General features: G+C 72.4%; 15 protein-coding genes and 1 tRNA gene. 4 read left to right on the top strand and 12 right to left on the bottom strand.

Going from position 1 to position 12,541, the window contains the following annotated elements:
• The first annotated feature begins 7 nt into the window (after positions 1-7).
• The gene (pknB, locus tag CLV72_RS11050; RefSeq protein ID WP_106245408.1) at positions 8-1,780 is read left to right on the top strand and encodes a Stk1 family PASTA domain-containing Ser/Thr kinase; all 1,773 of its coding nucleotides are present in this window, start codon (positions 8-10) and stop codon (positions 1,778-1,780) included.
• Positions 1,781-1,991: 211 nt separating this feature from the next.
• Positions 1,992-2,255, top strand: a complete 264-nt coding sequence (locus tag CLV72_RS11045) for a cell division protein CrgA (protein ID WP_106244310.1) — start codon at positions 1,992-1,994, stop codon at positions 2,253-2,255.
• A gap of 511 nt (positions 2,256-2,766) precedes the next feature.
• Here the strand turns inward: CLV72_RS11045 and CLV72_RS11040 are convergent.
• Positions 2,767-3,636: a rhomboid family intramembrane serine protease gene (locus CLV72_RS11040; RefSeq protein ID WP_106244308.1), complete on the bottom strand. Its 870-nt coding sequence runs from the start codon at positions 3,634-3,636 to the stop codon at positions 2,767-2,769.
• A 94-nt stretch (positions 3,637-3,730) separates the two neighbouring features.
• Entirely contained in the window at positions 3,731-4,276 is a 546-nt protein-coding gene (locus tag CLV72_RS11035; RefSeq protein WP_106244305.1) for a peptidylprolyl isomerase, read from the bottom strand.
• Positions 4,277-4,418: 142 nt separating this feature from the next.
• Between CLV72_RS11035 and CLV72_RS11030 the strand changes: the two genes are divergently transcribed.
• Positions 4,419-5,117 carry a hypothetical protein gene (locus CLV72_RS11030; RefSeq protein WP_146159415.1) on the top strand — a complete coding sequence of 233 codons (699 nt, stop codon included), beginning with the start codon at positions 4,419-4,421 and terminating at the stop codon, positions 5,115-5,117.
• Between the two features lie 90 nt (positions 5,118-5,207).
• On the opposite strand, the gene CLV72_RS11025 is transcribed toward CLV72_RS11030, so the two are convergent.
• The 5 genes from CLV72_RS11025 to CLV72_RS11005 all read right to left on the bottom strand — a co-directional run bounded on the left by CLV72_RS11025 (position 5,208) and on the right by CLV72_RS11005 (position 9,225).
• Complete coding sequence (locus tag CLV72_RS11025; protein WP_170140952.1) at positions 5,208-5,801, bottom strand: DUF1707 and DUF4870 domain-containing protein; 594 nt, start codon at positions 5,799-5,801, stop codon at positions 5,208-5,210.
• A 173-nt stretch (positions 5,802-5,974) separates the two neighbouring features.
• A complete protein-coding gene (locus tag CLV72_RS32150) occupies positions 5,975-6,553 on the bottom strand; it encodes a hypothetical protein (RefSeq protein ID WP_170140951.1) in 579 nt (192 codons plus the stop codon).
• A gap of 200 nt (positions 6,554-6,753) precedes the next feature.
• On the bottom strand, positions 6,754-7,434 hold the full coding sequence (locus CLV72_RS11015) for a hypothetical protein (protein WP_146159414.1): 681 nt from the start codon (positions 7,432-7,434) through the stop codon (positions 6,754-6,756).
• Positions 7,435-7,860: 426 nt separating this feature from the next.
• The gene (locus tag CLV72_RS11010; protein ID WP_106244291.1) at positions 7,861-8,253 is read right to left on the bottom strand and encodes a hypothetical protein; all 393 of its coding nucleotides are present in this window, start codon (positions 8,251-8,253) and stop codon (positions 7,861-7,863) included.
• A 12-nt stretch (positions 8,254-8,265) separates the two neighbouring features.
• The gene (locus tag CLV72_RS11005; RefSeq protein WP_106244287.1) at positions 8,266-9,225 is read right to left on the bottom strand and encodes an NAD(P)-dependent alcohol dehydrogenase; all 960 of its coding nucleotides are present in this window, start codon (positions 9,223-9,225) and stop codon (positions 8,266-8,268) included.
• A gap of 95 nt (positions 9,226-9,320) precedes the next feature.
• Here CLV72_RS11005 and CLV72_RS11000 point away from each other — a divergent pair, with 95 nt between their 5' ends.
• Entirely contained in the window at positions 9,321-9,974 is a 654-nt protein-coding gene (locus CLV72_RS11000) for a TetR/AcrR family transcriptional regulator (RefSeq protein WP_106244283.1), read from the top strand.
• A gap of 303 nt (positions 9,975-10,277) precedes the next feature.
• Here CLV72_RS11000 and CLV72_RS10995 read toward each other — a convergent pair.
• The 5 genes from CLV72_RS10995 to CLV72_RS10980 all read right to left on the bottom strand — a co-directional run bounded on the left by CLV72_RS10995 (position 10,278) and on the right by CLV72_RS10980 (position 12,538).
• Positions 10,278-10,350: transfer RNA gene (locus tag CLV72_RS10995), tRNA-Ala, on the bottom strand.
• A 163-nt stretch (positions 10,351-10,513) separates the two neighbouring features.
• A complete protein-coding gene (locus CLV72_RS32790; protein ID WP_211302812.1) occupies positions 10,514-10,639 on the bottom strand; it encodes a DLW-39 family protein in 126 nt (41 codons plus the stop codon).
• A gap of 321 nt (positions 10,640-10,960) precedes the next feature.
• A complete protein-coding gene (locus CLV72_RS10990) occupies positions 10,961-11,197 on the bottom strand; it encodes a hypothetical protein (RefSeq protein WP_106244280.1) in 237 nt (78 codons plus the stop codon).
• Positions 11,176-11,448 carry a hypothetical protein gene (locus CLV72_RS31730; protein WP_146159413.1) on the bottom strand — a complete coding sequence of 91 codons (273 nt, stop codon included), beginning with the start codon at positions 11,446-11,448 and terminating at the stop codon, positions 11,176-11,178. The genes CLV72_RS10990 and CLV72_RS31730 overlap by 22 nt, the downstream gene beginning before the upstream one ends.
• A gap of 271 nt (positions 11,449-11,719) precedes the next feature.
• Positions 11,720-12,538 (bottom strand): hypothetical protein, encoded by an 819-nt coding sequence (locus CLV72_RS10980; RefSeq protein WP_106244273.1) that lies wholly within the window; start codon positions 12,536-12,538, stop codon positions 11,720-11,722.
• Between the last annotated feature and the right edge of the window lie 3 nt (positions 12,539-12,541).

Here is a 12,541-nt window from a genome sequence, read left to right as displayed (position 1 = left end):
GCACGACATGACTCAGCCACGGCTACTCGGCGGTCGGTACGAGCTCGACGGCGTGGTCGGGCGAGGGGGCATGGCGGAGGTCTACCGCGCCCGCGACGTGCGCCTCGACCGGACCGTCGCCATCAAGACGCTCCGCTCCGACCTCGCCCGCGACCAGACCTTCCAGGCGCGGTTCCGCCGTGAGGCGCAGTCGGCCGCCTCCCTCAACCACCCCGCGATCATCGCCGTCTACGACACCGGCGAAGACAATATGAGCGGCACCCCGGTGCCCTACATCGTGATGGAGTTCGCCGACGGCCGCACGCTGCGCGAGCTGCTGCAGGACGACCGGCGGCTGCTGCCGGAGCGCGCGGCGGAGATCACGGACGGAATCCTGCGGGCGCTGGAGTACAGCCACCGCAACGGCATCGTGCACCGCGACATCAAGCCGGCCAATGTCATGCTGACCCGCAACGGCGACGTCAAGGTGATGGACTTCGGCATCGCGCGCTCGATGAGCGACGCCCAGGCCACCATGACCGCCACCGCGCAGGTCATCGGCACCGCCCAGTACCTGTCGCCGGAGCAGGCGCGCGGCGAGCGGGTCGACGCGCGCAGCGACCTCTACTCCACCGGCTGCCTGCTGTACGAACTGCTGACCGGCCGGCCGCCGTTCACCGGCGACTCCCCGGTGTCCATCGCCTACCAGCACGTCCGCGAGGACCCGGTCCCGCCCTCGCGCTACGACCCCGACATCCCGGCGTGGCTGGACGACGTCGTGCTGAAGGCGATGACGAAGGACGCCAACTACCGCTACCAGAGCGCGGCGGAGTTCCGGGCCGACCTCCAGGCGGGCCTGGCCGGCCGGCCGGTCGCCGCCGACGGCGCGGCCACCATGCTGCAGGGCGCGGCCGCGACGATCCCGCCGGTGCGCGACGACGAGTACGACGACTATGACGACTACGACGACCGCGAGGGGCGGGGCAAGACCATCGCGCTGTGGACGGTGCTGGCCGTCCTGGTGCTGGGCGCGCTCGGCTTCCTGGGCTGGATGTTTCTGAACCCGGGCACCGAGATGGTGCGGGTGCCCGATGTCGCGGGCGAGTCGGTCGAGGACGCCACCGCGGCGCTGACCGAGGCGGGCTTCACCGTCGCCTCGGAGGTGCAGGAGGAGCCCAGCGCGGAGGTCGAGGAGGGGCGGGTCATCGACACCGACCCGCCGATGGGCGAGGACGCCCCGGCGGAGTCGGAGATCACCCTGATCGTCTCCGCCGGTCCCGAAGAGGTCGAGATCCCCGACGTGTCGGGCGACACCGAGGCCGAGGCCCGGGAGGCGCTGGAGGAACTGGGCCTGGTGGTCAACACCACCACCGAGGAGGGCGAAGGCGAGCCCGGCACCGTGATCGAGACCGATCCGGCCGCGGGCGAGACCGTGGCGGTCGACTCCGAGGTCACCCTGGTGCTGGTCGCCACGGTGCAGCAGGTCGAGGTGCCGGACGTGGTGAACCAGTCCGAGGACGCGGCCCGGCAGATCCTCGAGGGGGCGGGCTTCAGCGTGGAGGTCGTGCCGCAGGAGCGCGCCGACGTGCAGCCCGGGGTGGTCTTCCAGCAGACTCCGCAGGGCGGCGGCCAGGTCGCGCCCGAGTCGACGGTCACCATCTACGTGGCGCAGGCGCCGCCGGAGACCGAGGAGCCTCCTCCGACGGAGAACACACCCACGCCCGACCCGGAGCCGACCGAGGAGGAGCCCGACCCGAACTTCCCGTTCCCGCCGGACCCCGGCGGCGACGAAGGCGACTGAGCATCGCACGGCGCGGGGCGGCGGGACGGACCGCCGCCCCGGCGGGCACCGGTTCCGCCCGCGGCGTACTACCCTGGAGCCGACCGGAAGCGTCGCGAACCCGTACCGCGACCCTATGGCAGCGAGCCCGCCTGAGGCCGTAGGGTGACCTCCCCGGCACCTCCCCCAGGCGGGTTCCCGGCAAGGCGTTCACGTATCGGAGCTGACAACCGTGCCCAAGTCCCGCAGCAATGACCGCAAGACCAAGAAGAAGGTGACCTACACCAAGCCGGAGCAGGCGCAGACCATCAAGGTCAGCCCGCGCTGGCTGGTGCCGGTGATGTGCGCGGTGCTCATCATCGGCATCCTGTGGCTGGCGGTCTTCTACATCACCAGCGGCACGCTTCCGGTGCAGAGCACGCTGGGCAACTGGAACCTCGCGGTCGGGTTCGGCTTCCTGATCATCGGCATCATCCTGGGCACCCGCTGGCACTGAGGACGGCACCGGCCGACCCGTCGGCTCCGACCGTCCCGTCCCGGTCGCCCTAGCACACTCAAGCTCTCCACAGGAGTTATCCACAATCTGTGGAGAGTCGGCGCACCGGCCGTCGCACGATGCTCGGCCCGGCTGCCCGGGCAGCTGCCCCATCCGGGTTCCGCCGCGGCGGCCCGTGCGCTGTAACCCCTGCTGAGCTTGGCTTTCTGCCGACTCGCCGCCTTGTGGACAGCGAGGGTCCCACCCGCGCGTCCGCACCTGTGCACAGGTCCCGCACCTGTGCACAGACCTGTGGATAACTCGGCCCACACCACCCAGGCCGTCCACAGCCGCCACGCCGCACACCTCATCGCAGCGCGAACCGGAATAATGGATCTCGGGGGGCGCCCCCGCGCGATGGCGGCCCGCGACAGGCTCCCGGTGGCGACTCCCGCGGACCGGCGCGCGGACCGGCCGCCCCGGTCCAGCCGGACAGGGCGCGGCCGGGGGGCGCGGGCCGGTGCGCCGGTCCTCAGACCGCCGTGCCGAGCACCAGCGGCTCGAGCAGCGCCAGCACCGTCAGCAGCACGGTCAGCCCCGCCACCGCGCCGATGTGCACGGCGGTGCGGTGCCGGCGCGGCGCGTACGCGAAGGCGAGGGCCAGCAGCACGCCGGTGACCAGCCCGCCGATGTGCGCCGACCAGCTGATGCCGGGCACCAGGAAGGTGATCGCCAGGTTGATGGCGAGCAGCCCGACGATCCAGCTGATGTTCAGGTGCAGCCGCCGGCCGATCACGAAGATGGCGCCGAACAGTCCGAAGATCGCGCCCGAGGCGCCCATGGTGAGCGTGGACGGCGCCGCCACCCACAGGGTCAGCACACTGCCGCCGTACGCGCTGACCAGGAACAGCGCCAGGTAGCGGCTGAGACCGAGCAGCTGCTCCAGCCGGGGGCCCATGATGAACAGGGCCAGCCCGTTGAAGAGCAGGTGCATGAAGTCGACGTGCAGGAAGGTGGCGGTGATCAGCCGGTACCACTCGCCGCCGTCCACACCGGGCCGCCACAGCCCCAGTTCCATGCTGAACCAGTCGAAGCCGTTCACCACGGCGGGGGCGAAGGTCTGCGCCACGAAGACCGCGACCATCACGCCGAGCAGCACCCAGGTGCCGTAGGCGGCGGTGGTGACCCGCCCGCCGAAAGTGGTCCGCGCCTCGCGGACCCCGCGGTTGCCGGCCCGCACGCACTCCACGCACTGGAAGCCGACGGCCGCCTCCCGCATGCAGTCGGGGCAGATGTACTTCTCGCACCTGCTGCACCGGACGTAGGTCTCCCGGTCCGGATGGCGGTAGCAGGTCGGCACCTGCTCGACCCCGGACGGCGACTCCGGTGATTCGCTGCTCATCGTCGACGCGCTCGTTTCAGTTGAGGGGACCGGCCGGTGCCGCGGACGCGCCGTCCCGGTGCGGGCGGCCGGACCCGCACCGGGGGTGCGGCCGCTAGCGGCGCTCGACGGTGACGGACTCGATGACGACGTCCTGCTTGGGCTGGTGGTTGGGCGGGCTCACCGGCACGGCGGCGATCGCGTCGACCACCTCGCGCCCCTCGACGACCTCGCCGAAGATGGTGTGCCGGCCGGTGAGGTGCGGCTGCGCCGAGACCGTGATGAAGAACTGGGAGCCGTTGGTGCCCGCGCCGGCGTTGGCCATGCCCAGCAGGTAGGGGCGGTTGAACGACAGCGAGCGGTCGAACTCGTCCTTGAACTTGTAGCCGGGACCGCCGCGGCCGGTGCCCAGGGGGTCGCCGCCCTGGATCATGAAGCCCGAGATGACGCGGTGGAAGATGGTGCCGTTGTACAGCGGCCGGGTGGTCTCCTCCCCGGTCTCGGGGTCGGTCCACTTCCGGGTGCCCTCGGCCAGCTCGACGAAGTTCTGGACCGTCACCGGCGTTTTGTCCGGGAACAGCTTCAGCACGATCGCGCCCTTGTTGGTGTTCAGCGTGGCGAAGAGCTTCTGCTCGCCCGCGTTGTTGTCAGCCCCAGACACCTGGCTGCCTTTCGGTCGGTTTCGTCGGATGCCATCGAACGCGATGGCCGGCCGCACCCCACGTTACCCGGGGTGCGGCCCGGGGACGCTCCCCTGCGGACCTGCGCGGAGAGCCGCGCAGCGCCGCGCGGGACGCCGTTATGTGATCGGTATCAAGAACGGCGTGGGGGTTACCGCATCCCTTGCCGGGAAGGGGCTCGGCTACCGATCGATCGAGGAGGTTGTGGACGTGCGCACGATGGTGAAGCGCCGCAGCGGCGAACTGAAGGCGGAACTCAACCGCCTCGTCACACTGCAGCAGCTCGCCCGCGAACAGGCGGAGCGACTTGCCCCCTACCTCGGCGACGCGCGCGACAACGCCGCTGAGAAGCTGATCGTCGCACGCGGCTGGACGGCCCCCCGGGTCGAGTCGGCCGCACACGCCGTCGAAGAGCGGATCGCCCCCAAGGTCGCCGGCCTGCTCACGGCCGCCGCCCAGCGGATCGAGCCGGACCGCGCGCAGCGCGGCTGGCTGGCGATGCGCCGGGGCGGCCGGCGCGTCCCCGCGTCCGCGGTGGTGCTCGGCCTGGTCGGCGGCGCGGTGGTGGCGTACGGAGTCGTCCGGCTGCGCCGCGCGGCGCAGAACGGCGAGTTCGACGCGCAGCTGGAGCAGGCCAGGACCACGCTGTCGGGCACCGCGGACTCCGTGAAGGAGACCACCCGCGCCATGCGGGACAAGGTGCAGGGAGCGGCCGACCGTACGTCGAACACGGTCAAGGCCGGGGCCGGCAAGGGGGCCGACAAGGCCGAGAGTGCCGTGGACGACACCGTGGACACTCTCAACGGCCGGGTTCGGCGCTGAGCACGGGGCGGTCGCCGCGGCGGCCGCCTGTACCGAAGGTGGCCGGGAACAGTGTTCCCGGCCACCTTCGCCGTACGCGGGGGACATCGGCTAGCGGACGAACTTCCAGCTCGGCCAGTAGCGCATCCGCCCGCCGGCCACCGCCGCCACGCCGCCGACCAGCGGCAGCACCATCCAGATCAGCAGGAGCAGCACCCAGGCGAGGACGCCCAGCCCCAGGGTGAGGATGCCTACGATCGGCATCAGCAGGCTCGCGATGGTCCAGGTGAGCTGGAAGTTCAGCGCCTCGACCAGGTGCGCGCGCAGCGCGGGGGAGGTATTGCCCTTGACCAGCAGTGCCACCAGCGGCCCGAGGAACCAGGTGAAGTAGCCCGATACGTGCGCGCCAGCGGCCCACAGGCGGTCCTCCATGGGCGCGTCGGCCAGCGAGCTGTCGGCCGCCGGGGCCGGCCGCGGCGCGGCCGCCGAGGGCGGCGGCGCGGCCGGGAGGTCGTCCAGCAGCGGCCGCAGTTCGCGGCCGGTGCGCGCCGCCATCGCGGCGCTCAGCCGCTCCTCCAGCTCGCTCTCGTCCAGCTGCCCGACGGAGTAGGCGTCCTTGAGCCGGTCGACCACCGCCTCGCGCTGGTCGTTGGTGATCCGCAGATCCAGTGGATCGATCGACGGACCTTCCGAGGATCGGGTCATCCAGGTACTGGATGACGGCCGGTACGACGCTGCCACAGCCCTCTCCCCCCGCGCATATGGGTTCCCTCCCATAGTGCGTCACCGCGGTGCGCCGCACCATCGGGGGAAACCCTGATATCCCCTCGGTCGGGACAACGCGCGGACGCCCGCGGGGGTGCCGGGCCGCTCGGCGCCTACCAGCCGGGCTGCTGGCCCGGGTAGTAGCCGCCGCCACCGCCGGGGTACGGCGGCGGGCCCTGCGGGGGCGGGGGCGGTCCCTGCGGGGGGCCCTGCGGCGGCTGCTGCGGGCCGCCCGGGTAGTGCGCGGGCGGCGGCGGACCGGATCCGGGGTGCTGGCCGGGGCCGGGGTAGCCGCCGGGCGCGGGCGGCTGCGGGCCGGTGCCGGGGTAGCCGCCGGGGCCGCCCGGGTAGGCGGGCTGCCCGCCGGAGGGCTGGTTGGCCGGCGGCTCGGTGTGCTGCTCCGGCTCCTGGTGGTGCTCGACGGCCTCGGGCACCTGCTCGTCGGCGCGGCGGAAGATGAAGTAGCCGACCGGCTCGCCCTCCTTGTCGGAGGTGAAGGAGGTGTGGTCGAGCCGCCAGCCCGCCTCCTCGACGCCCTCGATGATGTGCGCCAGAGCCGGGAACGCGTTGCCCGTGGGGGCTTCGATGCTGTTGGGCTGGAGGACCCCGACGAAGACCTTGGACTTCGTCTTGGCCGCACGTCTGGCTTCCTCGACGAGGGCGCCGCCCTTGATGGCATTCCAGAGACCCATATCCCGACCATATCCGCTCGTAAGGCTTCGGGGAGCGTCGGCCGGCCCGAGAGCCGGACGGCGTCGGCGCGGCGTGTTCGCACGTGCGCTCCGCACACCCTAGACCACGCGGACCTGTGCGTACGCGTGAGCGCGGCCATCCGTCCACCTCCGGCCGCGCGGCGGCGGGCGGTCCGGCCGGTCCGCCCGCCGCCGGCCGCTCAGCGGGCGGAACGCCCGCCGCGGCCGGTGCCGCCCGATGCGGGCTTGGCCGCGCTCTTCTCGGCGCCGCCCTTCTCGGCCGTGGCGGTCTCGGTAGCGGCGTCGGCCGGCGCGGAGGCGGCGCGCGGCCGGCGCGCGGCGGTGGTCTCCGGCTCGGCGGGCTCCTCGGCCTCGTCCGCGTCTCGGTCGTGCAGCGCGTCGGAGTAGACGGCCTGCAGCGCCTCGTCCTCGACCTCCATCAGCTTCTTGACGGTCTCGGTCGGGGCGGGGATCCGCTCGCCCCGGTAGTGGGCGCCCAGCACGTCCAGGGCGTGGGTGCACAGCGCCCGCCGGGCGCGCGGTGCGCGCACCCCGCTGAGCTCCTGGAGTTCGGGCATGCCGGAGGCGCGCAGCAGCCGGATCACGTCGCGGACCCGCTCGCGGGTGCGCCGGTCGGCGATCATCGTGCACAGCATCTCGGCCTCGGCCAGGCCCGAGGCGCCCGGCGGCGCGGCCGCCGGGGCGGGGGCCAGGGCCTTCTCGCGTTCGCTGATGAAGATGCTGGTCAGCTGCCGGATGCAGTCGCGGATGGCCTGCCGGGTCTCGCCGCGGCGCGCGGCGCGGCCCTGCAGCCAGGTGACGGTGACACTGCTGATCAGGCTGACGGCGCCGCCCGCCAGCACGAGGTACAAGGGTTCCATGCGGGGCCTTTCGGGAGAGGGGCCGCGCGTCGCCGTCATCGGGAGGGAGCTCCGCGCCGGTGGGGGCCGGACGGCGGTGCCGGGCCGCGGCCGGGAGGCGGCGGGATCGACGGGACAGCCGGGACGTTCGCGGAGTAGCGGAACGGCGCGCGAATGACCCCGAAACGGTCCGCACAATCTACGCGAGTGATCCGCGCCGCGGGTGGAAATCGGGCGAACGGTCCGGTACCGGGCCGCCACGGGACCGTATATCGCCTGGTCGGCACGGAGACCGGGCGATATACCGCCGCGTCGACATGTACCGGAAGAGACGGGTGCCCCGCCCGGCCGGACTCCGCCGCGATCACCGCCGAGGCATCGGTCCGGTCCCTGAACCGGACCGCGCCTGCCACCAGCGACTCGGTCGCTTGCACCTGCCGGCCCCGGTCACGCGGCGCCGGTGTCCCAGGCCCAGGCCCGGGCCCGGGCCCGGGCCTGCCAGATGATGATGCCGTTGACGGCGAAGCCGACGACGATGAGCAGGTTGTCGTAGGACCCGGGGTAAGGGAGCCCGGCCAGGTTGAACAGGACCATCACAACGGATACGACGATGCTGATCCAGCGCAGCGGTTCGGCGGGGACCAGTAGGGAGATCAAGATCATCGCGATCGGGACGAGCATGATCAGCGCGGCGAGGGTCCACATCCCGTCGCCGGCGGGCCGGCCGTCGATCTGGCCGGGGACATGGTCGCCGGCGAACAGGCGCAGCACGTCGCCGAGCAGGTATACCAGCATCAGGCTTGTCCAGCAGCCGGCCAGCACGATACGGGTGGCGTCCATGCAGATGCCGCCTCAGAGTCGGATGATGACGTTGCCGACCTTGCGGCCGGAATCGACCCGCTCGTATGCGGCAACGATCTCGGCCAGGGCGAGCACACGGTCGGTGACCGTGGCGAGTCTCCCGTCGGCCATCAGAGCCAGGAGGTGCTCGATGTCCGCCGCCCGTTCGGGTGCGCTGCCGGTCTTGACGCTGCCGCGCGACCGCAGCATTTCCCACAGGTTCGCGGCCACCAGGAGCAGCACCCCGTCCGGTGTGAGCAGCCGCCGCCCCGAGGCGGGGGAGATGGCGCCGACGGTGTCGATGACGACATCGAACCGGTCAGCCACCGCACCGATCGACGCGGTCGTGTAGTCGATCACGTGGTCCGCACCGAGTCTCGCGACCAACGGAACATTGCCGGTGCTGGTGACCGCGGTGACTGTCGCGCCGACATGCTTGGCCAGCTGCACCGCGTTGGTGCCGACCGCTCCGGAGGCGCCATTGACCAGTACCGACATTCCGGCCGCCAGACCAGCCTTGTCCCGCAAGAAGTACAGCGCGGTGGTGCCGCCGAACAGCACGCCCGCCGCGTCCTCGTGACTCACCCCGGCCGGCTTGCGCACCACCCGGCCGGCGGGCACAGCGACGTACTCCGCGTGCGCGCCCAGCCGGCTCCCGCTCATGCCGCATACCTCGTCACCGGGCGCGACTCCGCTCGCGCTGATACCGGACTGCGCGCCTACAGACTCGACCACGCCGGAGAACGCGCTGCCCAGGATTCTCTGCCGAGGCCGGAGCACGCCGAGCCCCAGCCGGGCGAACGGCCCGAGCCCCTTCGGGAACCGTGCGCCCCGGATGCGGGCATCCCCGGCCGTTACCGCTGCCGCGCGGACCCGCACCAGGATTTCATCCGCCCGATGTACCGGCTCCGGTACCTCGACCACCCGTACCACGCCCGGTGGGCCGTAACGATCCACCACCGCAGCTCGCATCGCACACTCCCTTACGCTCGTAAGCCAGCCTTATCGGCAGGCTAGCCTTACAGTCGTAAGATGCACAAGTGGCACGAGACGGAGTGGAGTGAACAGTGGTCCAGCGCCCGGGCCTGAGCCGTGACCGCATCATCAATGCTGCTGTCACCGTCGCCGACAACGGCGGTCTCTCGGCACTGAGCATGCGGAGCGTCGGCAGAGAACTCGGCGTCGAGGCCATGTCGCTGTATCACCACTTCAGCGGCAAGGACGAAATCCTGGCCGAGCTCGCCGACTGGCCGTTCACCCAGATCGACCTTCCCGCCGCCGATCAGCCGTGGTGGCCCGCCATGATCCGCCGGGCTGCCTCGGCGCGCCGGGTCCTGTTCGCACACCCCTGGGCGCTCGGGCTCATCGAGTCCCGCCGCGATCCCGGCCCGGCCGTGCTGCGCCACCACGATGCCGTGCTCGGCTGCCTGCGGCGCAACGGCTTCTCCGTTGCCTTGGCCGCCCATGCCTTCTCAGCACTCGACGCCTACGTCTACGGCTTCGTCCTCACCGAACTCAACCTCCCCTTCAAGGCGCTCCCCGACGAGGCCGCAGCCACCATTTCCGGCTGCGACATATCCGCCGACGCGTACCCCCACTTGGCGGAGCTGTCCACCGAAATGGTCACCGACAAGCACTATGCCTACGCCGACGAATTCGCCTACGGCCTCGACTTGATCCTCACCGAACTCCAACGCCGCCACTCCCGCCGATCCGAATAAGCCGATCCTGATGCAGTGGCGGCAGATGCTGCGACCAGGGGCCCTTCATCAGACGACGACATGGGCTCCGCAGGTACGGCCGACGCACGACCGTCGGCTGCCCCGACGCGAACGCGGGCCAGGAGGCCGGTCGGGGGGCAAGGGGCGCAGCCCCAAAAACAGCGAGGTGAGCGCGCAACGGCCGGGGTCCAGGGGGCGGCAGCCCCCTGGTGTGGGGGTCTGGGGGGCCATGCCCCCCGGGCGACATAACGAGGCGACCCGGCTAGCAAGCGAAGCTTGCGAGCATGGGTCGCCCTGAGTCGATGGAGCCAAGGGGATTCGAACCCCTGACTTCCTGCTTGCAAAGCAGGCGCTCTGCCAGCTGAGCTATGGCCCCCGGGTGTTCGGTGCCGAGCATAGCGGCTGTGGTCGCCGAACGCTTGCGGATAAGTGTGGCTCTGGTTGGCGCTGACCTGCCGGCGCGGTGAGGCGCTGTGCTCACCTGCGCCGGCGGAGGCCAACGCGGTGCGTGGGCGGACGGCGGCCCCTTGGGGCGGCCGTCACACCTCGCCGTCGGCCGAGGTGGCCTCGGTCCACAGGTCGAGCTCGGCGCGGTCCGCCTGGATCTTGCGCCAGATGGCGAACGCCCCAAGAGCGACCAGCACCAAAATGAGCAGCTTCTTCACGGTGTGGACCCCATTTCCCCTTCGCGGTCGTGCTGAGTCGTTGAGTGGGCGCCCGGAGGGGCGCCGCTCGCATCCGTTGTGCGGGGGATGCGTGTCGCGGTGTGTCGGCCGGGTCGTCGGCGCGCGGTGGCGCGGACGGCGACGGGCCGACGGTGATTCACCATGCAGCGTAGCAAGTGCCGCTGTGACTGCCTTGTCTATCAGGGCGATTTGACCGGCTCTCCGGATCCGGTCGCGGCGGGGGAGTGGCGGACGGCCGATCCGGTGGGCGGAGCGCCTGCTTCGCCAGCAGGAAGTCAGGGGCTGCCGCCGGCGTCGGCGCTAGACGGCGACCTCGCGGGCGTCTACCACGCGCAGGTCGCCCTGTGCGGCTCCGCCGCCCTCGGTGACCAGGACCCATACGTCGGGATTCTCACTGAGGTGGGCCTGGAGCCACTGCTGGGTCTCCAGGTCCAGGTCGTCCATCGCGACCGGTCCGGAGCCGAGGGCGGAGCCCTCGGCCCGCGGCGGGTCGTCCTGCCGGCCGGAGACGATCGTCAGCGTGTACCGGGTCGGCATGCGTGCTCCTTCGCGTCGGTGCGGGGTACCGGATACCACTCCCCGGTGCGGACCGGCGCAATCCCGGCCGCGCCGCGCGGGCGCCGGTCCGGGGCGGCGGCGATGCGGTAACGATCATCGGCCGCCGCGCCGATCCAGGCGTAACGATCTTCCTGCGCGGGCACGACGACGCCATGGATCAGCGTGTGCGGCGGGACGGCGAAGCCGAACCGCCGGGCCCGACCGCCGATCCGAGCACCGTCGAACTGCACCGCCGCGTCCGCTCCCTGTTCGCCCGGCGCGGGGTCGAGTCAATCCGGGGCTCCACCGGCGGCTGTACTGCGCCGCGCTCGCGCCCGAGCGCGGACCGCGACCGGGTCTCCGTCGACGGGATGGCCGAGGACGGCACTCCGTAGCGTTCTGTCGAGCGGTCGGTTTGTCGATCCGGGTGCGAATCAGGCTGTCGACCATCGATTCGGCGGGGTCGACCAGCCGCTGCGACCATATGTCGACCAGTCGGCGAGCAGCGCAGACGACATGGCGTCAGCCGCGCCCGAGGGCCGGTTCCGGCGGCTCCGTCCCTGGCGGCAGGCCGGTCAGCTCCGGCTGGTCGAGCACCCGGCCCTCCGCGCGCAGCACGCCGCGCACCGCGTCGCGGACGGCGGGCTCGGCGGCCCGCCGCACGAACTCGTCCGGGCCGGGGCCGCACAGCCGCCGCAGCCGCGCGGAGCCCGCCAGCAGCTCCCCGATCATCGCGCGCTGGTCGGCGAGCGGCCAGGGGAGTCCGGCCCCGTCGGCCAGGCAGCCGTGCCGGCTCACGTACAGGTCGAGCGCGGGCACGGTGAGCCCGGAGGGCAGCAGCACCGTCGCCCGGTCGGCCGTGATGGCGCGCCGCCGGTAGTTCGGCTCGGTGGCGTCGAGTACGCGCAGCTGCTCGGCGGTCAGCCAGAGCACGAAGAGGCGTCCGGCCGCGCCCGGGCGCGCCACCGGGGCGGCGGGCAGGTACCCGGCCCGGTTGACGTGCGCGGACACCCCCGGTTCCAGGCCGCGCACCTCGGCGAGCACCATCGGCGCCTCCATCGGCGCCCGGCCGTCGAACTTCCGCCGCAGCCGCGCGGGCGCGGCATTGGCGCCGACGGCCAGCACCGGCCGGCGGACATCCAGGGCGGGCGCCCCGGCGGCGGCGAGCCGCCGCGCGAGCGTGCCGCCGGGCTCGACCGCCCACTCCCCGAGGGGCGCGCCGGCGGCCGGCCGCAGCGGCGCGAACCCGTCGCCGGTCAGCAGCCCGGAGCGGTCGGGCCGCACCCCCGGGTAGCCGAGCGGGTCGGCCGCCGGGCCCGGCGCCGGGTCGGGGCCGGTCACGGC

It is taken from the genome of Allonocardiopsis opalescens (assembly GCF_003002095.1).
Classification (GTDB): domain Bacteria; phylum Actinomycetota; class Actinomycetes; order Streptosporangiales; family Streptosporangiaceae; genus Allonocardiopsis; species Allonocardiopsis opalescens.
This window is presented reverse-complemented; position numbering and strand designations above follow the sequence as displayed.